18 protein-coding genes, 9 tRNA genes and 1 pseudogene are annotated in these 22,346 nt (G+C 61.7%); 15 read left to right on the top strand and 13 right to left on the bottom strand.

Annotated elements, in window-relative coordinates:
- Positions 1 to 2: 2 nt before the first annotated feature.
- From purE to CU110_RS17335, 7 genes are all read right to left on the bottom strand, one after another.
- Positions 3 to 521, bottom strand: coding sequence for a 5-(carboxyamino)imidazole ribonucleotide mutase (gene purE / locus CU110_RS14160; protein WP_077378762.1), 519 nt, complete (start codon positions 519 to 521; stop codon positions 3 to 5).
- Positions 522 to 679: 158 nt separating this feature from the next.
- Positions 680 to 937, bottom strand: coding sequence for a DUF1653 domain-containing protein (locus CU110_RS14155; RefSeq protein ID WP_240499615.1), 258 nt, complete (start codon positions 935 to 937; stop codon positions 680 to 682).
- A 48-nt stretch (positions 938 to 985) separates the two neighbouring features.
- On the bottom strand, positions 986 to 1,822 hold the full coding sequence (gene tcdA / locus CU110_RS14150; protein ID WP_127736416.1) for a tRNA cyclic N6-threonylcarbamoyladenosine(37) synthase TcdA: 837 nt from the start codon (positions 1,820 to 1,822) through the stop codon (positions 986 to 988).
- Positions 1,819 to 2,610 carry a pseudouridine synthase gene (locus CU110_RS14145; protein ID WP_077379350.1) on the bottom strand — a complete coding sequence of 264 codons (792 nt, stop codon included), beginning with the start codon at positions 2,608 to 2,610 and terminating at the stop codon, positions 1,819 to 1,821. Before CU110_RS14145 ends, tcdA begins: the two co-directional genes overlap by 4 nt.
- Before the next feature lie 136 nt (positions 2,611 to 2,746).
- Entirely contained in the window at positions 2,747 to 3,565 is an 819-nt protein-coding gene (locus CU110_RS14140; RefSeq protein WP_127736413.1) for a DNA-binding domain-containing protein, read from the bottom strand.
- Positions 3,477 to 4,475 carry a DUF692 domain-containing protein gene (locus tag CU110_RS14135; protein ID WP_127736410.1) on the bottom strand — a complete coding sequence of 333 codons (999 nt, stop codon included), beginning with the start codon at positions 4,473 to 4,475 and terminating at the stop codon, positions 3,477 to 3,479. Before CU110_RS14135 ends, CU110_RS14140 begins: the two co-directional genes overlap by 89 nt.
- Positions 4,399 to 4,734, bottom strand: a complete 336-nt coding sequence (locus tag CU110_RS17335) for a hypothetical protein (RefSeq protein WP_240665404.1) — start codon at positions 4,732 to 4,734, stop codon at positions 4,399 to 4,401. Before CU110_RS17335 ends, CU110_RS14135 begins: the two co-directional genes overlap by 77 nt.
- Before the next feature lie 90 nt (positions 4,735 to 4,824).
- Between CU110_RS17335 and CU110_RS14125 the strand changes: the two genes are divergently transcribed.
- The gene (locus CU110_RS14125; RefSeq protein ID WP_164850381.1) at positions 4,825 to 6,984 is read left to right on the top strand and encodes a fatty acid cis/trans isomerase; all 2,160 of its coding nucleotides are present in this window, start codon (positions 4,825 to 4,827) and stop codon (positions 6,982 to 6,984) included.
- Here CU110_RS14125 and fnr read toward each other — a convergent pair.
- Positions 6,969 to 7,718 carry a fumarate/nitrate reduction transcriptional regulator Fnr gene (gene fnr / locus CU110_RS14120; RefSeq protein ID WP_077378772.1) on the bottom strand — a complete coding sequence of 250 codons (750 nt, stop codon included), beginning with the start codon at positions 7,716 to 7,718 and terminating at the stop codon, positions 6,969 to 6,971. The genes CU110_RS14125 and fnr overlap by 16 nt on opposite strands.
- A gap of 60 nt (positions 7,719 to 7,778) precedes the next feature.
- Here fnr and CU110_RS17330 point away from each other — a divergent pair, with 60 nt between their 5' ends.
- The 12 genes from CU110_RS17330 to CU110_RS14065 all read left to right on the top strand — a co-directional run bounded on the left by CU110_RS17330 (position 7,779) and on the right by CU110_RS14065 (position 17,472).
- Positions 7,779 to 8,357: an alpha/beta family hydrolase gene (locus CU110_RS17330; protein WP_240665403.1), complete on the top strand. Its 579-nt coding sequence runs from the start codon at positions 7,779 to 7,781 to the stop codon at positions 8,355 to 8,357.
- Positions 8,275 to 8,523, top strand: a complete 249-nt coding sequence (locus tag CU110_RS18110) for an alpha/beta family hydrolase (protein WP_346427197.1) — start codon at positions 8,275 to 8,277, stop codon at positions 8,521 to 8,523. Before CU110_RS17330 ends, CU110_RS18110 begins: the two co-directional genes overlap by 83 nt.
- 66 nt (positions 8,524 to 8,589) lie before the next feature.
- Positions 8,590 to 8,665 (top strand) — tRNA-Val (locus CU110_RS14110).
- 77 nt (positions 8,666 to 8,742) lie between these two features.
- A tRNA-Asp gene (locus CU110_RS14105) sits at positions 8,743 to 8,819 on the top strand.
- Positions 8,820 to 8,860: 41 nt separating this feature from the next.
- Positions 8,861 to 8,937 (top strand) — tRNA-Asp (locus CU110_RS14100).
- 50 nt (positions 8,938 to 8,987) lie between these two features.
- A tRNA-Val gene (locus CU110_RS14095) sits at positions 8,988 to 9,064 on the top strand.
- Positions 9,065 to 9,068: 4 nt separating this feature from the next.
- Positions 9,069 to 9,145 (top strand) — tRNA-Asp (locus CU110_RS14090).
- A 74-nt stretch (positions 9,146 to 9,219) separates the two neighbouring features.
- Positions 9,220 to 11,316: an NADPH-dependent 2,4-dienoyl-CoA reductase gene (locus CU110_RS14085; RefSeq protein WP_127736404.1), complete on the top strand. Its 2,097-nt coding sequence runs from the start codon at positions 9,220 to 9,222 to the stop codon at positions 11,314 to 11,316.
- Between the two features lie 34 nt (positions 11,317 to 11,350).
- A complete protein-coding gene (locus tag CU110_RS14080) occupies positions 11,351 to 12,391 on the top strand; it encodes a low specificity L-threonine aldolase (protein WP_103751481.1) in 1,041 nt (346 codons plus the stop codon).
- A gap of 108 nt (positions 12,392 to 12,499) precedes the next feature.
- Complete coding sequence (locus tag CU110_RS14075; protein ID WP_077378796.1) at positions 12,500 to 14,422, top strand: PrkA family serine protein kinase; 1,923 nt, start codon at positions 12,500 to 12,502, stop codon at positions 14,420 to 14,422.
- 97 nt (positions 14,423 to 14,519) lie between these two features.
- A complete protein-coding gene (locus tag CU110_RS14070; protein ID WP_084209411.1) occupies positions 14,520 to 15,803 on the top strand; it encodes a YeaH/YhbH family protein in 1,284 nt (427 codons plus the stop codon).
- A 46-nt stretch (positions 15,804 to 15,849) separates the two neighbouring features.
- Positions 15,850 to 17,472: a SpoVR family protein gene (locus tag CU110_RS14065; protein WP_127736401.1), complete on the top strand. Its 1,623-nt coding sequence runs from the start codon at positions 15,850 to 15,852 to the stop codon at positions 17,470 to 17,472.
- Here CU110_RS14065 and CU110_RS14060 read toward each other — a convergent pair.
- Positions 17,403 to 17,720, bottom strand: a complete 318-nt coding sequence (locus tag CU110_RS14060) for a high-potential iron-sulfur protein (RefSeq protein ID WP_077378804.1) — start codon at positions 17,718 to 17,720, stop codon at positions 17,403 to 17,405. The two genes, CU110_RS14065 and CU110_RS14060, sit on opposite strands and share 70 nt — an antisense overlap.
- 359 nt (positions 17,721 to 18,079) lie before the next feature.
- On the opposite strand from CU110_RS14060, the gene CU110_RS14055 reads away from it, so the two are divergent.
- On the top strand, positions 18,080 to 18,946 hold the full coding sequence (locus CU110_RS14055; protein ID WP_240499612.1) for a DNA/RNA non-specific endonuclease: 867 nt from the start codon (positions 18,080 to 18,082) through the stop codon (positions 18,944 to 18,946).
- 29 nt (positions 18,947 to 18,975) lie between these two features.
- Here the strand turns inward: CU110_RS14055 and CU110_RS14050 are convergent.
- From CU110_RS14050 to CU110_RS14035, 4 genes are all read right to left on the bottom strand, one after another.
- Positions 18,976 to 19,062: transfer RNA gene (locus tag CU110_RS14050), tRNA-Leu, on the bottom strand.
- A 101-nt stretch (positions 19,063 to 19,163) separates the two neighbouring features.
- Positions 19,164 to 19,250, bottom strand: a tRNA-Leu gene (locus CU110_RS14045).
- Between the two features lie 42 nt (positions 19,251 to 19,292).
- A tRNA-Leu gene (locus CU110_RS14040) sits at positions 19,293 to 19,379 on the bottom strand.
- 124 nt (positions 19,380 to 19,503) lie between these two features.
- Positions 19,504 to 19,590: transfer RNA gene (locus CU110_RS14035), tRNA-Leu, on the bottom strand.
- Positions 19,591 to 19,764: 174 nt separating this feature from the next.
- Between CU110_RS14035 and rnr the strand changes: the two are divergent.
- Positions 19,765 to 22,107: pseudogene (gene rnr, locus CU110_RS14030) on the top strand (ribonuclease R); the annotation flags it as partial.
- Between the last annotated feature and the right edge of the window lie 239 nt (positions 22,108 to 22,346).

Raw genomic sequence — 22,346 nt, 5'->3', positions numbered from 1 at the left:
ATTCACTGGCCTCCATGCGACAGGCTGGGAGCATCGGGACGCGGGTCCGGATTGTCCAGCACGCGGTCGGTCTGCTCGGCGCGGAAGTTGATGAGCGCCGTGCGGATGGCCGGATACTTGTTGGCCAGCTGGCTGGCAGCCAGCAGCGCCGCATTCACGGCACCGGCACGACCGATGGCCAGGGTGCCGGTGGGGATGCCGGCGGGCATCTGCACGATGGAGAGCAGAGAGTCGACGCCAGACAGCATGCTGGACTGCACCGGCACGCCCAGCACCGGCAGCCAGGTCTTGGCGGCACACATGCCCGGCAGGTGGGCGGCGCCACCGGCTCCGGCGATGATGACCTCGAGACCACGCTCCGCAGCGGTGTCGGCATAATCGAACAGCAGGTCAGGCGTGCGATGGGCAGAGACGACCTTGACCTCGTGTTCGATCCCCAGGGCTTCCAGGGTCTCGACCGTATGGCACATGGTCGCCCAATCCGATTTTGATCCCATGATGACACCAACCAGTGCGCTCATGCTTCCTCCGCTCTTGACGTGGTATGAACCAGCTCACAGCCACCGCCAGCTCAATGCGTATGTCTGGAAAAACAAGCGGCGCAGTATAGCACCGAGCCTGAGAGGCGGCATGCACCTGTCCGGTCGGTCAGCTTATGGGTGCCACCGGCCGGCGAGGCTCAGCAGGACCATTGCGTGACCAGCGCGAAACGCGGCACTGGCTCGCCCTGGATCTCGACATTCTCCATGAACATGCTCAGTGGGCGCACCCACAGACCACATTCGCCGTAGAGGGCGCGGTAGACCACCAGCAGCTCTTCCGTCTCGCTATGACGACTGGTGCCGATCACCTCGTATTGCGCGCCCTTGTAGTGGCGGTAGAGCCCCGGCACGGGACGATTCTCGGGCAGCGGCGGCATGGGAGGCAGCTCTGACATGATGATTTCCTTGATGGGCAAGACAGTTGGCGCGGTCGCCCGGCGCGATCAGGCGTCGGGCGCGGGCTTGAGAGCGTTGGCCGGCGTGGCCTTGGCACCGCGGCGTGCGATGCGCGCCAGGGCGCGCGCACTGGCGGTGAAGCCGAAGCTGCCGGTGACGAAGGTGGCGGCGCCGAAGCCGCCGGCGCAATCCAAACGCGTGGCGCTGTCGCCGGGTTTGGTGGCGCAGACCTCGCCATCGGCACCGGGGTAGGTCAGCTGCTCGTCGGAGTAGACGCACTCGACATCGAAACGGCGCTTGAGATTGCGACTGAAATGGTAGTCGCGGCGCAGCAGGGAGCGAACGCGCGCCAGCAGCGGGTCCTGCTCGGTACGGGCAAGATCCGCGATCTGGATGCGTGTCGGGTCGAGCTGGCCACCGGCACCGCCCGTCACGGTCAGCCCCAGCTTGCGACGCTTGCACCAGGCGATCAGCGCCGTCTTGGCGGGCACGCTGTCGATGGCATCGATGACGTGATCCAGCTCATCGTGGATCAGCTCGGCCAGGTTGTCCGGGGTGACGAAGGCCGAGATGGCGTGAATCTTCATCTGCGGTGCGATCAGCTGGCAGCGCTCGGCCAGCACCTCGACCTTGGGACGGCCGATCTGGCCATCCAGCGCATGCAGCTGACGATTGACGTTGGAGACGCAGACGTCGTCGAGGTCGATCAGCGTCATCTCGCCGATGCCGGAGCGTGCCAGCGCCTCGGCGCTCCAGCTGCCGACCCCGCCGACACCGACCACCGCGACATGCGCGTGACGGAAGTGGGCGAAGGCGCTGGCGCCGTAGAGGCGACGAATGCCGCCGAAACGGAAGTCGTAATCGTCCGCCGCCGGTGCCTTCATTCGGGCAAGTCGTCTGTGGGCCGGCCAGCCAGGTCGCTTTCGGGGCGTTCGGCCTGGTGGATGGCATGGCGCTCCGGCAGATGCCCCAGCCAGCCAAAGCGCGCCAGCAGGGCAGCGTAGGCGCCATCCGGTGGGCATGAAAGACGCAACCAGCCACCCTCGGGGTGCGGCAGTTCCAGTCCGACCGCCGCCAGCAGCAGACGCGGACATTCCAGGGTCGAGGCGAAGTAACGATTGTAGTTGCCCTTGCCGTGCCTGGCATCTCCGATGATGGGATAGCCACGGCGCGACAGGTGCCGACGAATCTGGTGTCGACGGCCGGTCAAGGGGCGTGCCTCCACCAGCGAGAAGCGTGACTGGGGGTAGCGGTCGATCGCGACGGGCAGCTCGACCTGCGCCAGTCGGCGGATGTCGGTGATGGCTTCCTGCTCCGGCATCTGGGCCTTGGGCAGGCGACCCTCTTCCTTGCGCAGGCCGTAGTCCAGGCGTTCCTGTTCGGGAGCGACGCCACGCACCACGGCCAGATAGCGTTTGCTGACCTGCTGTTCCTCGAAGGCGGCGCTCAGCTTGCGGGCGGCTTCCGGTGAGAGGCCGAAGACCATCAGCCCGGAGGTCGGGCGATCGAGACGATGCACCGGGAAGACGTGCATGCCGATCTGGTCACGCAGGCGCTGCAGCAGAAATTCCGTCTCATGCTTGTCGATGGGGCTGCGATGCACCAGCAGGCCAGAAGGCTTCTGCACCACCACCAGCACGTCATCCTGAAACAGGATGTCGAGTGGCAAGATGGGCTCGGCCTCGTGAGCCGGGTCAGGAGGGCAGATCATGGGAAGAAGGGGGCATGGGCATCACGGCAGCAGGAAGACGAAAGCCGATCACCAAGGGGGTGATCGGCGTGTATTGTCCGGCTTTCCTGGCTGGCTGTCATGTCCGGTCTGTTGCAGGAGGGGGGGGCCGTATCAGCATGCCGGCCGGTATCCATTGCACCAGCAGGTTGATGGCGGCGCCCGGCGCTGCCTCGGCGCCGACTTCGGGGGCCAGCAACTCTCCCAGTGAGGCGAAGCTCAGGCCGTCATCACCGGCAGAGAGAATGGCGTTGAGCACCAGCGCTTCCAATGGCTCGAGAGAGCGATAGTGCACCTCGGGTGCGCCCTCGGTGGGCTGACGCCAGACGATCCATGGCGTGGGGATGTCGCTCTCGACCGGCGCACGTGGCGGCTCGTCATTGTCGATGGATTTCCAGATGGCCGGCGTATCGAAATGAAAGGCGAAGTGATGCAGTGACGGATGGGCTGCCAGTCTCAGCGTCGGCCAGTCTTGCGGGGCGAGCCCTTGCAGGGTCTCGACGCTGAGCGGCGCGATCTCCTCGGCATCCAGTGCCAGCCCCAGTGCCCATTCGAAGGCCGCCATCTCGGTGACCAGCGAACGCCGGGGTTCGCGCGCGGCCACGAAGGCCGGAAAGTGCTGGCCTGCCCAGCGGATCGAGTAGTGGCTCGGCGGATGGGCATTGAGGTACTCGCGACACAGCAAGCCGAAGGCATCATCGCCAATCAAGGTGTGCACGGCCTCGAAATCACCGCCGAAGACATCGAACAGGCGCAGGCGGTAAGCCGTGGCATAGATGCCAAGGCGCTCCTCGGCACTGGCCAGCTCATCACTGATGACAGCCTGTGCCGCGATGCTGCGGGTGTCGGGTGACGGCGCGGCCAGATAGGCGGCGGTGGCGTCCTGAAGCTGGGTCAAGGCGCGGCGATCCGTCGGCCAGCGGGCGACCACTGCGGCGACGCAGCTCGGCATATTCTTCCATCAGCTCCGACCATGGCGGGAAGTTGTCATCGCGCTCGATCATGGTGGCAACATCGCCGAAGCGCTCGCGTGCGGCGTCATACAATGACCACACGGTATCCGGGACGGGTTGGTCGTGGGTGTCGATGCACAGCTCACCGCCAGATACGTCCTGCCTGATGTGCCCGGCGAGATGGTGCTGCCAGACACGCTCCGCCGGCATGGCATCCAGATAGGCCAGCGGATCGAAGTCATGATTGTGGCTGGAGACGATGACGTTGTTCAGGTCGAGCAGGATCAGGCAATCGGCACGGCGGCTGACCTCGGCCAGAAACTCCCATTCGCTCATCTCGTCGGGCTGCCAGGTCAGGTAGCTGGAGACGTTTTCCAGCAATAGCTGGCGCCCGAGCGCGTTCTGGACCTGGTCGATGCGCTCGGCCAGGTGCGTGATGGTGGCCTCGGTATAGGGCAGAGGCAGCAGGTCATGGAATTGATGCGCGCCGGTGCGGGTCCAGCACAGGTGATCGGAGACCCACATCGGTTCGATGCGCTCACACAGTGCGCGCAGCTCGCGCAGATAGCGGGTGTCGATGGGATTGCTGCCACCGATGGATAGCGAGACGCCATGCAGGGCGATGGGGTAGTGCTCGCGGACTCGCTCAAGGAAGTGCAGCGGCTTGCCGCCGGCACTGACGCCGTCGGAGTCGATGAATCCGGGGCCCATGTAGTTCTCGCTGATGGCCTCGAACCAATCGATATCCGGCAGTGTCGTCAGAATCTCGTGGTAGTACTCAGGACGTAGCCCAAGCCCTTGACCGGCACCCGAGGTGGCAGTGGCAGGCTGGTGACTCCGGGAAGCTGTCGTCATGGATGACTTCGCCGCCAGCGCCGACACAGGATTCGGCACTTGCGGTGTAGGACCAGCCCTGACCCTTGCAGGCATTGTGGCCCTTGCAGGCGCTGGTGGCGGTGGCGCACTCGGAGGTGCCCTTGCAGGAGTTGATGCCGGAGCACTTCACGGCGTTGTCAGCCGCCTGCACGGACATGGAGGTCAGGGCGGCGGTGGAGAACAGTGCAGCGGCAGCAGCGGCAAAGGTGGCGGCAGTCACGGTCTTCTTCATGGTCATGATGGTTTCCTTTCGGGCGAGCCCGTTTTTTCTCGCCTGCCTCATGGCCGATCCGTCCATCGGTCTCGTACTCTGCTTATGGAGCCTTGCATGCTGAACTCCCTTCGACGCCTGTGGCATACCCCGCGCTGGCGCTGGAGCATCCTCGTCATCCTGTTGCTGGGAGGATGTAGCGCCGTCACCGTGCATCAGCTGGATGCGCGTTTCGGGACGCCCGAGCCACGCGATCGCGTCGTGTCCGGCGATAGTCTGGCGGGGAGGCATTGGGAAGATGAGGTCAAGCCGATCCTCGAGACGCGTTGCGTGGTCTGCCATGGCTGCTATGACGCCCCGTGCCAGCTCAAGATGTCCTCGGCGGCCGGGATCGACCGCGGTATCAATCCCGCCCCTGTCTATGACGGCACCCGCTTGCTGGCGGCCAATCTGACGCGTCTGTTCGAGGATGCCGACAGCACCGCTGAATGGCGTGACATGAACTTCTCGCCGGTGCTCAACGAGCGCAACGACTCGGCGCTCGCCAATCTGGAAGGCAGTGTGCTGTTCCGCTCGCTGAGCCAGAAGCGCAAGCAACCCCTGCCGGTGACGGAGGAAGGCCTGCTGCCGGAAGACCGCTTCGATCTGTCGCTCAATCGCAGTCAGGTGTGCGCGCCCATCGAGCGCTATGATGCCTTCGTGGAAGATCACCCGGACTGGGGCATGCCGTATGCGCTGCCGCAGATCAGTGATGAGGAGCACCGTACGCTGGTCAACTGGTTGGCGCAGGGCTCGCCGATGACCAAGGTGCGCCCAGTGTCTGAGGCCCTGGTGCCACGGATTCAGCAGGTGGAAGCCTTCCTCAATGGTGACAGCCTCAAGCAGCGTCTGATGAGTCGCTACATCTACGAGCACCTGTTCCTGACGCACCTCTACTTCCCCGAGGTCAAGGGAGCCAATGGCCGGCCGATCTTCTTCTCGCTGGTGCGCTCCAGTACGCCGCCCGGCGAGCCCATCCAGCGCATCTCCTCGCGCCGCCCCTATGACGCTCCCTACGCGGCCTATCCCGGAGATGGTCGTGACGTCATGCCGCATGACGAGGCCGGGCGTCCTCGCGTCTATTACCGTCTATGGCAGGAGCGCTCGACGATCCTGGCCAAGAATCATCTGCCCTATTCGCTGAGTGACGCGCGCCTGGAGCGCTGGCAGTCGCTGTTCCTCGCGCCAGACTATACGGTGGATGACCTGCCTGGCTATGACCTCAAGACGGCGTCCAATCCCTTCCTGACGTTCGAGGCGATCCCTGCCGAGTCACGTTACCGCTTCATGCTGGATGAATCGCAGAACACCATCATGGGCTTCATCAAGGGGCCGGTCTGTCGTGGCCAGGTGGCCGTGGACGTCATCAATGACCACTTCTGGGTCAGTTTCACCGATCCATCACTGTTCAGCCTGCCGCAGATCGAGCGCACCCTGGCACGGGAGGGCGAGAATCTCAGCCTGCCTGCCGAGCAGAGCAGCAATGCATTGCCCATCTCCTCGTGGATCAAGTTCGAGCGCAAGCAGCAGGCCTATCTGCAGGCCAAGCAAAAGCTGATGATGCAGGCCTACGAGGACGGCAATCTGCGTCTCGACATGCAGCTGTTGTGGGACGGCAGCGGCTGGCAAGGGGGCGAGGGTGGCGATCACAACCCCAATGCCGCCCTGACGGTCTATCGTCACTTCGACAATGCCGCCGTGATGAAAGGGCTGGTCGGCAATGTGCCCAAGACGGCCTGGGTGATCGATTACCCGATGCTTGAGCGCATCCATTACCTGCTGGTGGCCGGCTTCGATGTCTATGGCAACCTCGGCCACCAGCTGACCACGCGCCTGTACATGGACTTCCTGCGCATGGAAGGCGAGAACAACCTGCTGGCGCTTCTGCCTGCCGGCGAGCGTCAGGCAGTGCATGACAGCTGGTATCAGGATGTGGATTCTGGGCTGGAAAAGCTGCTGTTCAAGAAGCCGCCCCAGTTTGATGCCCCGAGCGATATCGTCTGGACACCGGGAGAGCTTTCCTCACCGGAGAAGGCGCGCATTGGGCTGATGCGCCGCCTGCGCGAGCGCCTGGCGCCGGAACTTGTCCACGAGCGTAGCCTGGAGACGCTGGAGGATGATGCTGTGCGCCGCGAATTGAAGGCCTTGAGCGAGGTGAGTGGTCTGGCGGCCAGCCTGCTGCCGGAAGTCACCATCATTGCGCTGGATGGCATCACGGGCGTTCAGCGACCGCCCTGACACTCTCCTTCTGCCAGCTCGATCAGGCCATCCAGGTGCAGGATATGGACCTCGCGGGCCTGGATATCCACCAGCCCCTGAGCCTGGAAACGCGTCAGGATACGGCTGATGGTTTCCACGGCCAGTCCCAGGTAATTGCCGATGTCGGCGCGGGACATGGAAAGACGGAAACTGTATGGCGAATAGCCGCGGCGACGGAAGCGCTGAGAGAGGTTGACCAGGAAGCTGGCCAGGCGCTCATCTGCCGTCTTGCGCGACAGCAGCATCATCATCCGACGATCCTCATGCAGCTCCTTGCTCAGGCTCTTGAACAGCTGGGTGCGCAGTTCCGGCAGTTGGGCGGAAAGCGCATCGAGGCGATCGAAGGGAATCTCGCACACGGTCGTGGTCTCGAGTGCCACGGCGCTGCCGGGGTAGGCATTGCTGTCGATGGCATCCAGTCCAGCCAGCTCGCTGGGCAGAAAGAAACCGGTGAGCTGCTCCGTGCCACTGTTCTCGGTGTTGATCTGTTTCAGGCTGCCCGAGCGCACCGTGAAGACGCAGTCGAAGGGCTCGCCCTGGGTGAAGAGAACCTCGCCCTTTCTGAGCGGCGCGCGGCGCCGAATGATGGAGTCGAACTGGTCGATGGCTTCCATGTTCAGTGCCAGCGGCAGACACAGTGAGCTGAGCGAGCAGGTCTGACAGCGTGCTTCATGCGCACGCAATCGATGGGATGCCGTTGTCTGGGCCGTCATGGTGACTCTCCTGTGTCTCTTGTCACTTCATCATCGGACGAAGATCGGGATGCGTCCAATGTGGCGGCCGTTCCCACCCCCTACGCCGAGGAAGGTTTCAAGGTCGCTTCCTTTGACGCCATCGCCGATGAGCTGGAAAAGCGTCTGGAGCTGTCAGAGGAGGCGTTGGCGGCGCGCGGCCCCTGGCGAGGCTGGGTGGCCTCGTTCGGTCCGCTGGAGATTCATGGCAGCCCTCGGCAGGTGATTCTGCTGCATGCCCATGGGGCGGGCGCCGGACGCGAGACCGATTTCCATCAGCAGTTCGGCAAGGCCTGTGTGCACCAAGGGGCGGCATGGCTGGGATTCGACTTCGCCTACCTCGTCAAGATGCGCTGCGAGGAACGCCGTCGTCCGCCGCCGCGGCTGCCCGGGCTGATCGAGGAAATGACGCGCTGGCATGAGGCGCTGGCCGCCAGTCTTGCCGCCAGGGCGTCTCTGGCGACATGCCCGGTATTGCTTGGTGGCAAGTCCATGGGGAGTCGCGTGGCCTCGCATGTGATGCAGGAGCTGGTCGCCCCTGGGCTGGTATGCGCTGGGCTATCCCTTTCACCCGACCGGCAAGCCGGACACGCTGCGAACCGAGCATCTGGCGGCCATTGATGCCCCGGGCGTGATCTGCCAGGGCACGCGAGATCCCTTTGGTCATCGCGAGGAAATCGAAGGTTACGGATTGCCATGCACCATCAGCCTGCATTGGCTGGAGGATGGCGAGCATGATTTCAAGCCTCGCAAGGCGAGCGGCAAGACGCGTGAGGGGCTGATCTGAAACTTCCTGTAAAAAAAGTATTGACTCATGGGGCGGATTCCGTAGAATGCAGCGCCAACGAGACAGGGGTGGTTAGCTCAGTTGGTAGAGCACCAGCCTTACAAGCTGGGGGTCACTGGTTCGAACCCAGTACCACCCACCATTTGAAAAAAGTTATTGCTTATCAAAGCGTTACTTGATTAAATGGCCTGGTTCGTCAGCAGAAGCAAACGTTGCAGTGGACTGGTAGTTCAGTTGGTTAGAATGCCGGCCTGTCACGCCGGAGGTCGCGGGTTCGAGTCCCGTCCAGTCCGCCACTACCGTTTGTCATGCGCCCGATGTTGAGTTGTTCTGAAATGGACTGGTAGTTCAGTTGGTTAGAATGCCGGCCTGTCACGCCGGAGGTCGCGGGTTCGAGTCCCGTCCAGTCCGCCATTCAGAATGACGCGATATCACCGCTGCTTGCAGCAAGGATCGTCTGTGTTGGGTGATTAGCTCAGTTGGTTAGAGCACAAGCTTCACATGCTTGGGGTCACTGGTTCGAATCCAGTATCACCCACCAATGTGGACTGGTAGTTCAGTTGGTTAGAATGCCGGCCTGTCACGCCGGAGGTCGCGGGTTCGAGTCCCGTCCAGTCCGCCACTCGATCTACAGAATTCGTGAAACCCGAGCCCTCGTGCTCGGGTTTTCGCGTTTCTGGCCAAGGAGCAAGCGCCATGACTGCCTATCCGAATATCTTCCGTCCGCTGAAGCTGGGACACATCACGCTGAAGAATCGCGTGCTGATGGGGTCGATGCATACCGGGCTCGAGGAAGCTCCCAATGGCTTCACGCGCCTGGCGGCCTTCTATCGCGAGCGTGCCCGTCATGGTGTCGCCCTGATCGTCACGGGAGGGATCGCCCCGAACCCGGAGGGCGCGGTCATGCAGGGGGCGGCCAAGCTGACCACCTCGCAGGAGGCGCAGCGTCATCGTGAAGTGACCGATGCCGTGCATGCCGAGGACGGGCGGATATGCCTGCAGATCCTGCATGCCGGTCGCTATGCCTATTCTCCGGATCAGGTCGCGCCTTCTGCCATTCAGGCCCCGATCAACCCCTTCATGCCGCGGGCGCTGAGCACCGAGGAAGTGAAAGGCCAGATCGCGGATTATGTGCGCTGTGCCACCCTGGCACGCGAAGCGGGCTATGACGGTGTCGAGGTGATGGGGTCCGAAGGTTACTTCATCAACCAGTTCATCTGTCGACGGACCAACCAGCGTGAGGATGAATACGGTGGCAGCTTCGAGAATCGCATCCGTCTGGCGGTGGAGATCGTCGCGGGCATCCGCGCGGCGCTGGGTGAGGATTTCCTGATCATCTATCGGCTGTCGATGCTGGATCTTGTCGATGAGGGCAGCACCTGGAGCGAGGTGGTCGCGTTGGGCAAGGCCATCGAGGCGGCCGGTGCCAGCCTCATCAATACCGGGATCGGCTGGCATGAGGCACGAGTGCCCACCATCGTCACCAGTGTGCCGCGTGCCGTCTTCACCGGACTGACCCAGCGCATGAAGGCGGAGCTCAGTCTGCCGCTGATCACCACCAATCGCATCAACATGCCGGACGTGGCCGAGTCGGTACTGGCGGAGGGACATGCCGACATGGTGTCGATGGCGCGTCCGTTCCTCGCTGACCCGGCGTGGGTCAGCAAGGCGCAGGCGGATGATGCCGCGATCATCAACACCTGCATCGCCTGCAACCAGGCGTGTCTTGATCACACCTTCCAGATGAAGCTGACCTCGTGTCTGGTCAACCCGCGAGCCTGCCACGAGACCGAGATGGTGATTGAGCCTGCTCGCCGCGTGCGGCGTGTCGCCGTGGTCGGAGGCGGTCCAGCAGGTCTGTCGGCGGCCGTCACCGCGGCAGAGCGTGGTCATGAGGTGGTGCTGTTCGAGGCGCAGGCGGAAGTCGGCGGGCAGTTCAATTTCGCGCGCCGCATTCCGGGCAAGGAGGAGTTTGACGAGACGCTGCGCTACTTCAACGAGGCGCTGGCACGCAATGGTGTCGAGGTTCGGCTCAATACGCGTGCCACCGCGGAGATGCTGGCAGCGTTCGATGCCGTGATCCTGGCCAGTGGCGTGCGTGCGCGTACGCCCGCGATTCCCGGTATCGAGGAGGGCATCTCGCGTGGCCAGGTGCTCAGTTATGGCGAGGCGATTCGTGCTCCGGAGCGAGTGGGGCGACGTGTGGCGCTGGTCGGTGCGGGAGGCATCGGGTTCGATGTGGCGGAGTTGATGACGCATCGTGAGCCGTCACCCTCGCTGGACGGCGAACTGTGGTGCGAGGAGTGGGGGGTGGATCTCTCGGTCAGCACCGCCGGCGGCCTCAAGACACCGACGCCCGGCGAGAGCCCTCGTGAGGTATGGCTGCTGCAGCGCAAGACCTCCAAGCCGGGCAAGCATCTGGGCAAGACGACCGGCTGGGTGCACCGGGCCACCCTCAAGCAGCGCGGAGTCAAGATGGTGGCGGGCTGCGATTATCAGTCCATCGATGCCGAGGGGATGACCGTCAGCATTGATGGCAAGGTCCAGCATCTGGCGCTCGACAGTATCGTGCTGTGTGCCGGCCAGGAGTCGGTGCTGGAGCTCAAGGCGCCCCTGGAGGCGGCAGGGATCGAGCTGCACATCATCGGTGGCGCCGATGAAGCCGCTGAGCTGGATGCCAAGCGCGCCATCGCTCAGGGCACCATGGCGGCCGCAGCCCTCTCTGGGTACCGCGTTCGTTTCATCGGGCAAGGTGACCCCTTGCTCTGCTCTGGATACTCCCATGACGACTGACGCCCTCGCCACGACCCGCTCCGCGGCCACTGACATCGATGACACCTGTACATCACGTTTTCTGGCCAGTGACAACACGTCCGGTATCTGCCCCGAGGCGATGGCATACATGATGCGAGCCAATCAGGATGATGATCTCGCCTATGGCAACGACCGCTGGACTCAACAGGTGACGGACAGCTTCCGTCAGCTGTTCGAGACCGAGTGCGAGGTATTCTTCGTCTTCAATGGCACGGCGGCGAATTCCCTGTCGCTGGCGCATCTGTGTCAGTCCTATCACAGCGTCATCTGCCATGAACTGGCCCATATCGAGACTGACGAATGCGGAGGGCCGGAGTTCTTCTCCAATGGCTCCAAGCTGCTCAATGCGCCGGGTCCGAATGGCAAGCTGACGCCTGAAGGCATCGAGCGACTGGTCACCAAGCGCAGTGATATCCATTATCCGCGCCCGCGTGTCATCTCGCTGACCCAGTGCACCGAAGTCGGCACCGTCTATAGCCTGGAAGAGCTTCAGGCGATTCGCGAAGTGGCTGACCGTCATGATCTTCAGATCCACATGGATGGTGCGCGCTTTGCCAATGCCTGTGCCTCGCTGGGCGTCTCTCCGGCCGAGCTTACCTGGAAGGCCGGCGTGGACGTGCTGTGCTTCTCCGGTACCAAGAATGGGCTGGCGATGGGGGAGGCGGTGATATTCTTTGATCGCGAGCAGGCCCGTGACTTCGACTATCGCTGCAAGCAGGCCGGTCAGCTTGCCTCCAAGATGCGTTTCATCGCCGCGCCGTGGATGGGGCTGCTCGAGAATGACGTCTGGCTGGACAACGCACGTCATGCCAACACCATGGCGCAGTATCTGGCCGAGCGACTCGAGGCATTGGACGGCATCGAACTGCTGTTCCCTTGTGAGGCCAACAGCGTCTTTGCCAGCTTCCCCGAGCATGTGCTGACGGCACTGCGTGAGCGTGGCTGGACCTTCTACACCTTCATCGGCGCAGGCGGCGCACGCTTCGTATGTTCCTGGAATACCAGTACGGATCTTCTGGATGCTCTGCTCTCTGATATCCAGAGCGCCCTGTAAGGAAAGTTCGTTGAATGCAGTGGGTCCATGTATTGGACACTCGCTACCTATATCGATCTATGCTGATAAACACGCCGAGGCAGTCACCGTCGCGACAAGGAGGCTTCCATGAGCATCTTCGATCACGTGCAGAGCCGCTACGAGCGGGTCCAGCAAGAAGAGATGAGTCTCCAGGAGTACCTGGAGTTATGTCGGCAGGATCGTTCTGCCTACGCCAGCGCTGCCGAGAGAATGCTGGCGGCCATCGGTGAGCCGGAGGTCATCGATACCGCCAAGGATCCCAGTCTTTCCCGGATTTTTTCCAACAAGCTGATTCGACGCTACCCCAGCTTCGCCGAGTTCTATGGCATGGAGGAGGCCATCGAGCAGATCGTGTCCTACTTCCGTCATGCGGCTCAGGGGCTTGAGGAGCGCAAGCAGATTCTCTATCTGCTGGGGCCAGTCGGCGGCGGCAAGTCATCGCTGGCCGAACGACTCAAGCTGTTGATGGAGCAGATTCCCTTCTATGCCATCAAGGGATCACCGGTATACGAGTCGCCGCTGGGGCTGTTCTCGCTGGAAGAGGATGGCGAGGTGCTCGAGAAGGAATATGGCATCCCGCGCCGCTGCATGCGCAGCGCCATGTCGCCCTGGGCGGCCAAGCGTCTCAAGGAATATGGCGGAGATCTCAGTCAGTTCCGTGTCGTCAAGCTCTACCCATCCCGCCTGAACCAGATCGCCATCTCCAAGACGGAGCCGGGCGATGACAACAATCAGGACATTTCCGCGCTGGTCGGCAAGGTCGATATCCGTCAGCTCGAGCTCTATGCCCAGGATGATCCGGATGCCTACAGCTTCTCCGGCGGGCTGTGCAAGGCCAACCAGGGATTGATGGAATTCGTCGAGATGTTCAAGGCACCGATCAAGGTGCTTCACCCGCTGCTGACCGCGACTCAGGAAGGCAACTACAACCCGACCGAAGGCATGGGGGCGATTCCCTTCGATGGCGTGGTGCTGGCGCACTCCAATGAGAGCGAGTGGCAGGCCTTCCGCAACAATCGCAACAATGAGGCCTTCCTGGACCGCGTGTTCATTGTCAAGGTGCCCTACTGCCTGCGAGCCTCGGAGGAGGTGAAGATCTACGCCAAGCTGCTGGAGCACTCGTCGCTCAATCATGCGCCCTGTGCGCCAGACACCTTGCGCATGCTGTCCCAGTTCATCGTGCTGTCGCGCCTGCAGGAACCTGAGAACTCCAGTATCTATTCCAAGATGCGCATCTACGATGGCGAGAACCTCAAAGATACCGACCCTCGCGCCAAGTCGATCCAGGAGTACCGTGACAGTGCGGGGGTCGATGAGGGCATGGATGGTCTGTCCACGCGCTTTGCCTTCAAGATCCTCTCCAAGGTCTTCAACTTCGATGCCAGCGAGGTGGCTGCCAACCCGGTGCACCTGCTCTATGTGCTGGAGCAGCGCCTCGAGCAGGAGCAGCTGCCCAAGGAGACCCACGAGCGTTACCTGCGCTTCATCAAGGAGTATCTGGCCCCACGTTATGTCGATTTCATCGGCAAGGAGATCCAGACCGCCTATCTCGAGTCCTACTCCGAGTATGGCCAGAACATCTTCGATCGTTACGTGACCTACGCTGATTTCTGGATTCAGGACCAGGAATACCGTGACCCCGAGACTGGCGAGCTGCTCAATCGTCAGTCGCTCAATGAGGAGCTGGAGAAGATCGAGAAGCCGGCGGGCATCTCCAATCCCAAGGACTTCCGTCATGAAGTGGTCAACTTCGTGCTGCGCGCTCGCGCGCAGAACAACGGGATGAATCCGGGCTGGCAGTCCTACGAGAAGCTGCGTGCGGTGATCGAGAAGAAGATGTTCGCCAATACCGAAGAGTTGCTGCCGGTCATCTCCTTCAATGCCAAGGCATCGGCATCGGATCAGCGCAAGCATGAGGATTTCGTGGCGCGCATGGTGGATCGCGGATATACCGAGAAGCAGGTGCGTCTGCTGTCCGAGTGGTATCTGCGAGTGCGCAAGTCGCAGTAAGCCCTGCCGACTGACGACAGGCCTGCCGGCGGGCGTGATTGCCGCCGGCACTTGCCATCCGGTCTTTCGCTGAACGCGAGGCCGGCAAGGAGGGCGAATGAGTTACTTCATTGATCGACGCAGCAATGCGCGCAACAAGAGTGCGGTGAATCGCCAGCGCTTCATCAGGCGCTACCGCAGCCATATCAAACGGGCGGTGGAGGATGCCGTCAATCGGCGCTCCATCACCGACATGGAGCGTGGCGAGGAAGTCTCCATTCCGACTCGCGATATCTCGGAGCCGGTCTTCCAGCATGGCCAGGGCGGCAAGCGGCGTGTCATCAACCCGGGCAACAAGGAGTTCGTGGAAGGTGATCGCATGCGCCGCCCGAGTGGCGGCGGCGGTGGCGGCGGCAGCGGAGAAGGTCAGGCCTCCAACCAGGGCGAGGGCGAGGATGATTTTGCCTTCACCCTGTCGCGCGAGGAGTTTCTCGAATTCGTGTTCGATGGTCTGGAGCTTCCGCATCTGGAGCGCAAGCAGATCGCGGACATGGATGAAGTACGTCCGGTGCGGGCGGGTATCGCTCGCGATGGCACTCCCGCCAGGATCAATATCGTGCGCTCGATGCGTTCAGCCCAGGCGCGGCGTATCGCCATGCGATCCCCCATCAAGCGGGCGCTGAAGGAGGCCACTGACGCGCTTGAGCTTGAGGAGCGCAAGGATCCGGTGCTGCGCAACAAGGTGCGCATTGCCGAACTCAAGGCGGAAATCGAGCGTCTCGAAGCGCGCCTCAAGGCGGTGCCGTTTCTCGATACCTATGATCTGCGCTACAACCACCTCATCAACCAGCCGATGCCGTCCAACAAGGCAGTGATGTTCTGCGTGATGGATGTCTCGGGGTCGATGACACAGGCGCACAAGGATATCGGCAAGCGCTTCTTCCTGTTGCTCTATCTGTTTCTGGAGCGCAACTACGAGAAGGTCGAGCTGGTGTTCATTCGCCACCACACCGCCGCCAAGGAGGTGGATGAGGAAGAGTTCTTCTACTCCCGAGAGACCGGCGGCACCATCGTCTCCAGTGCTCTGACCTTGCTGGATGAAGTGATCGAATCCCGCTATCCGGCGGGTGAATGGAATCTCTACGTGGCTCAGGCATCCGATGGTGACAACTGGGATGACGATTCCACCAATTGTCGCGAGCTGATGATAAAGAAGCTGATGCCGCGTCTGCAATATTACGCCTACGTGGAGATCACCCCGCATGCGCACCAGGCATTGTGGGAAGAATATGAGCGAGTCGAAGCCGAATTTCCGGATCGCTTCGCCATGCAGCAGATTGTCGAGGCGGGCGATATCTACCCGGTATTTCGAGAGCTGTTCAAGCGCCGCATCAGCGCCTGATCGCATCATGTGACGCGCCCGGCCATCTGCCGGGCCGGGAGGCCCCATGAGCCAGAGACGTGATAATCGACTGGAAAATCAGCAACCGGCCAGTGGCTCCGATTGGACCTTCGAGCTTCTGGAGCATTTCGAGCACGAGATCGCGCGTATCGCTGCGCAGTATCGGCTGGATATCTACCCCAATCAGATTGAAGTCATCACTTCCGAACAGATGATGGATGCCTATGCCAGCATCGGCATGCCGGTGGGCTATCACCATTGGTCGTTCGGCAAGCAGTTTCTCTCGGTGGAGCAGGCCTATCGGCGCGGACAGATGGGACTGGCCTATGAGCTGGTGATCAATTCCGATCCCTGCATCGCCTATCTCATGGAAGAGAACACCCTGATGATGCAGATTCTGGTCATGGCGCATGCCTGTTATGGCCACAACAGCTTCTTCAAGGGCAATTACCTGTTTCGTGCCTGGACGGATGCCTCGGCGATCATCGATTACCTCGTCTTCGCCCGTAAGTACGTGTCCGAATGCGAGGAGCGCCATGGTGTCGATGCGGTCGAGCAGCTGCTGGACGCCTGTCATGCGCTCCAGAATTATGGCGTCGATCGCTACAAGCGTCCCTCGCCCATCTCGCCGGAAGAGGAGATCCAACGTCAGCAGGAGCGTGAGGCCTATCTGCAGGCTCAGGTGAATGCGCTGTGGACCACCATTCCGCAGGCCGAGGAGGAGGATGAGTTGATCGATGAGGTCAACGACCCACTGGGTCTGCATCGTCGTGGTCGCTACCCGCCGGAGCCTCAGGAGAACCTGCTCTACTTCATCGAGAAGAATGCACCGTTGCTGGAGCCCTGGCAGCGGGAGCTGGTGCGTATCGTGCGCAAGCTGGCGCAATACTTCTACCCGCAGCGCCAGACCCAGGTAATGAACGAAGGCTGGGCATGCTTCTGGCACTACACCATCATGAATCAACTCTATGATGAGCAGCTGATCGGCGAGGGGGTGATTCTCGAGTTCCTGCAGTCGCACACCTCGGTGGTGCAGCAGCCGGGCTTCGATCACCCGCATTACAATGGCATCAACCCCTATGCGCTGGGCTTCGCGATGTTCATGGACATCAAGCGCATCTGCGAGAATCCTGACGACGAGGACCGTGAGTGGTTCCCCGACATCGCCGGCAGTGACTGGTTGGAGACGGTGCATTTCGCAATGCGCAACTTCAAGGACGAGTCCTTCATCCAGCAGTTCCTGTCGCCCAAGGTGATCCGTGATCTCAAGCTGTTCTCGCTGGTGGATGACGACAGTGATGAGCATCTTCTCATCGATGCCATTCACGATAGTCGAGGCTACAAGCGCATTCGAGAGGCGCTGTCGGTGCAATATGCGCTCAGCCATCGCGAGCCGAACATCCAGGTGTGGGCCGCGAATATCCGGGGAGATCGCTCGCTGACGCTGCGCCATGTCCAGGATGATCGTCGCCCGCTGTCACGCAGCGTCTATCCCGTGATGCGCTATCTGCACCAGTTGTGGGGGTTCCCGGTGCATCTCGAATCATTGGAGCAGGATGAGATCGCGCGCCGCTACCAATGGCCGTTGCCGGAGGATGCTCATGCCGGGCGCTTGGTCCAGGACTGGCACCAGCCTTCGGGTGCCACGCTATTGCTGGGGAATAGCTGACAGCCCTTGTTCTCCGGCTTGTAGAACATGCAGTTGGTGCAGTCGGAGCCGGGCTTGAAGGCGGGGTGATCACTGGCTTCGCTGGCATCTTCCACATAGTGGAGCGCCTTTGCCTGCGGGTTGTCGGTATCCAGTGGGGGCAGGTCGGCGGCAAGGGCGCGCGGCGAGAGCACGGCAGCACCCAATGGCAGGGCGGCAAGCCCCAGCAGGCTGTTGCGCATGAAGTTACGACGGCTTTGATCAGCCATGGTCAGATTCCTTCTCATCGTTGGAGCACAGCCGGTGGGATGTGCTGCGGTCACGGCTCGCCTGTCAGGAGGCGCTTTCATGTCGATCGTTGCAGTGTCACTCGTGCCACGGGCGTCTTGATGAGCGCTCTGTGTGGCGCGGCTGGTCGCGATATCTGCTCGCTGATGGTGCATGAAGCAAGTGCTGCCTGCTTATTGTGGCTTGAGTTGGGGCGGCCGTCAGCCTCGCGAACGGAACTCTGGCATGATGGAATGCTACGGTAGAACGTGAATGAAGTTGCTGCGGCTTGCGGGTCGTGACGGAATGACGAGCGCATGCCTTGCCGAGGCAATGGCAACGACAAGAAGGAAATGGCGGGATGCTGGATGTGATGGATGATATTCGCTCGGCCGGTCGCAAGCTGTGGCGAGGGTTTGGCGTCAGCGTGGCATTCGCGCTAGTGGGAGGTGGGCTGTGGTGGTGGCAGGAGCGTGATTACCAGCAGTTCTACGCCTGGCAGGGAGTGCCAGAGGCACGTGAACTTGACTGGAAGACGCTGGCGCGTGGCTTGCGCAGCGATGCCTACCTGGTGGGGTGGTCGGATCTGCGCGCCAATCCGTTATGGGTGACATGGCGTCTCGAGAATACCCAGGGGTCGCGGCTGGGGGAGCGTCCTGACGAGTTCGAGCGCGACTGGCGCTCGCTATGGCCCGTCACACCGGACAGCTATCGCAACAGTGGCTACGACCGCGGACACCTGGCGCCCAACTACGCCATCGGCAAGACCTACGGGGTCAAGGCCCAGCATCAGACGTTTCGCATGACCAATATCTCTCCACAGACACCGGCGCTCAATCGCAAGCTGTGGCAGCGACTCGAGGCGGCCATCATGGACAGGATTCTGCCGCGGGAAGAGGCGCTGTGGATCACCGCAGGTCCGGTCTTCACGGGAGAGATCGAGCGTCTGCCGAATCTGATCGAGATTCCGGATGGTTTCTACAAGATCATCGTCTCGCCCGGCACTGCTCGGCAGGCGCCTCGCGCCCTGGCGTTTCTCTTTCCTCAGCAGGTAAGAGGGGATGAGCCATTGGATCGCTTTCTGGTCAGCATCGATAGAATCGAATCTCTCACCGGTTTCGATTTCTTCCATGAGTTGCCGGACGATATCGAGCAGCGCCTGGAAGCCTCGGTACGTCGTGATGGATGGCAGGTCGAGAGTTTCAGCCGCATCCCGTCACGCTATTGAGTGTGAAAGTACATCGGATGACAACTTGATGGTGCCCAGAAGAGGACTTGAACCTCCACGTCCATACGGACACTAGCACCTGAAGCTAGCGCGTCTACCAATTCCGCCATCTGGGCATCAAGTTGTGTGCTGAAGTCTCAAGAGCAGAGCCTTGCAGCGGAACGACCATGAAATCCTTGGTAGTGGATACCATGTTCCCTGTTCGAATGCGCATCCGTGGTGCCCAGAAGAGGACTTGAACCTCCACATCCTTACGGATACTAGCACCTGAAGCTAGCGCGTCTACCAATTCCGCCATCTGGGCGAAGCGCGATACAGGGGTCGTTCATCGTGAGTCTGACATCCGTGGTGCCCAGGAGAGGACTTGAACCTCCACATCCTTACGGATACTAGCACCTGAAGCTAGCGCGTCTACCAATTCCGCCACCTGGGCAGACATCAGAACTCGTTTTGGTCCAAGGACCCGGATCAGCAGTCCAAGTTGTTGAAACTTGAATGCTTTACCCGTTTTCCGGTATCCATCCTAACGTGTGTCACGTCAACATGAAACCTGAAATTGGTGCCCAGAAGAGGACTTGAACCTCCACGTCCATACGGACACTAGCACCTGAAGCTAGCGCGTCTACCAATTCCGCCATCTGGGCGAAGTGGTGCCGAATAATACGGATCTTCTGAGGGAATGCAAGAGGTTTCTGAAGGTTGGGGAATGGTTGGGTCGGCCCAATGGTAGGGGCTATAATGCGCGCATGAGAGACAACCAGTCATTCCGTGCCGCGCCCGCTGCCCGTCTCGAATTCATCGTCAAGGAATCCTGATTAATGACCCAATGGACGCTCAGCGACGACCCGCACGCGGAACGCGAAGCCCATAAGTACGACAAGCCCATCCCCAGTCGCGAGTATCTTCTCGACAAGCTGGAAGAGTATGGCAAGCCCATTACCCACGAGAACATGAGCCGCATGCTCGGTTTCGAGGACGACGAGCAGCAGGAAGCCGTGCGCCGTCGCCTCAATGCCATGGAGCGTGATGGCCAGGTGCTGCGCAACCGTCGTGGTGCCTATGCACTGATCGACAAGCTGGACCTGATTCGTGGCCGCATCGTCGGCCATCGCGATGGTTTCGGTTTCCTGGCGCGCGAAGATGGCGTCAAGCCGGATCTTGCCGTGCCGCCGCGCCAGATGCGTCGCGTCTTCCATGGTGATCAGGTGCTGGCGCGCGTCAGCGGCCGTGATCGCCGTGGTCGTGATGAAGTCACCATCGTCGAGGTGCTGGCTCACAATACCCAGACGCTCGTCGGCATCTATCGCCAATCCGAGCCGGACTTCGGGGTACTGATTCCGGAGAATTCGCGCATCGCGCAGGAAGTGATCATCCCCAACCGTGTGGCCAATGGTGCCAAGGACGGTCAGGTGGTGTCCGTGCGCATTACCCAGCAGCCCGCGACACGCGTGCAGCCGGTGGGGGAAGTGGTCGAGGTGCTCGGTGAGCGCATGGACCCGGGCATGGAGATCGACATCGCGATCCGCTCGCATGACATCCCCAGCGAATTCCCGCCGGAAGTCGAGGACCAGATCTCGACCATCTCCGCCGAAGTGCTGGAAGAGGACAAGAAGGGGCGTATCGACCTGCGCGAGACGCCACTGGTCACCATCGATGGCGAAGACGCGAAGGACTTCGATGACGCCGTCTGCGCCTGGCAGGACGACAACGGCAACTGGAAGCTGCTGGTCGCCATCGCCGATGTATCGCATTACGTGCGTGGCGGCAGTCCGCTGGATCAGGAAGGCTACGTGCGCGGCAACTCGGTCTATTTCCCGGGTCAGGTCGTGCCGATGCTGCCGGAGCTGCTCTCCAATGGTCTGTGCTCGCTCAACCCGCATGTCGATCGTCTGACGCTGGTCTGTGAGCTGACCATTTCCGCCGCCGATGGCGAGATGCTCGACTATCGCTTCTTCGAAGCCGTGATCCGTTCCCATGCGCGTCTGACCTACGAGAAGGTCGGCACCATGCTGACGGACCCGGAAAGTGAAGAAGGTCAGGCACTGTGTCAGCAGTACAACGAACTGCTGCCGTCGCTGCACAACCTGCACGCGCTGTACGGTGTGCTGCGCAAGGCGCGCGACAAGCGTGGTGCCATCGACTTCGAGACCACCGAGACGCAGATCCTGTTCAACGATGAGCGCAAGATCGAACAGATCGTGCCGCGTACGCGCAATGACGCGCACAAGCTGATCGAGGAATGCATGCTGGCGGCCAACGTCGCCACGGCGCGCTTCCTGGATCTGCACGATCTGCCGGCCCTCTATCGTGTCCACAAGCAGCCGGCACCTGAGCGTCTTAACAACCTGCGCGCCTTCCTGGGTGAGCTGGGCCTGACGCTGGAAGGTGGCGATGAGCCACAGCCGAAGGACTTCCAGGCACTGCGTGCCTCGATCGCCGAGCGCCCGGACCTCGACATCATCCAGACCGTGATGCTGCGCAGCATGACCCAGGCGGTCTACTCGCCGCAGAACGAAGGTCACTTCGGTCTGGCCTACGATGCCTACGCCCACTTCACCTCGCCGATCCGTCGTTATCCCGATCTGCTGGTGCACCGTGCGATCCGTTCCGTCATCCGTGGTCCGCGCAAGACCGACACCGTGCTGCGCGCCGAAGATGCCGTGACCGAGCGTCCGACCAAATGGTGCCCGTACACCTTCGAGCAGATGCTCGAGCTGGGTGAGCACTGCTCGATGACCGAGCGCCGCGCCGATGAGGCGACGCGTGACGTCAACGACTGGCTCAAGTGCGAGTTCATGAAGGACAAGGTCGGTGAAGTGCTGGAGGGTACCGTCGCGGCGGTCACCCAGTTCGGCCTGTTCGTGCGTCTGGATGCCTACTACGTCGAAGGCCTGCTGCACATCTCCTCGCTGCCGTCCGACTACTACCACTACGAGGCCGAGAAGCATCGTCTCAAGGGTGAGCGTGCCGGCGTCAGCTATGGTCTCGGCGATGGCGTCACCGTCCAGGTGGCTCGCGTCGACATGGATGAGCGCAAGATCGACTTCATGCTCAGTGACCCGACGCCGCGTCCCAAGCGCAAGCCGCGCAAGGCACGCAGCAGCGAGCGTGATGCTGACAAGCCCGCAAGCGGCAAGAGCGGTGCTGCCTCCGGCAAGGAATCTGCCCCCAAGGGTCGCCCCGGCAAGCGTGAGCGCGAGCGCCTCAAGTCCCTGACGGAAGAAGTCAGTCAGGAAGGCCAGGGTGGCGGGGCCATCAGGCAGGAAGGCACTATGAGTCAGGACAAGGGGCGCAAGCCCGGCCGCGGCAAGCCCGCCGGCGAGCGCGGTAGCCATTCTCGAAGTGAGCACTCTCGAGGCGAGCACTCAAGGGGTGAGCGTGGTGGCGCTCAGCGCCAGGA

The sequence above is a fragment of the Cobetia sp. ICG0124 genome (assembly GCF_004006355.1).
Classification (GTDB): Bacteria; Pseudomonadota; Gammaproteobacteria; order Pseudomonadales; family Halomonadaceae; genus Cobetia; species Cobetia marina.
Note: the sequence above shows the minus strand (reverse complement) of the source record. Positions and strands in the feature narration are given on the sequence as shown.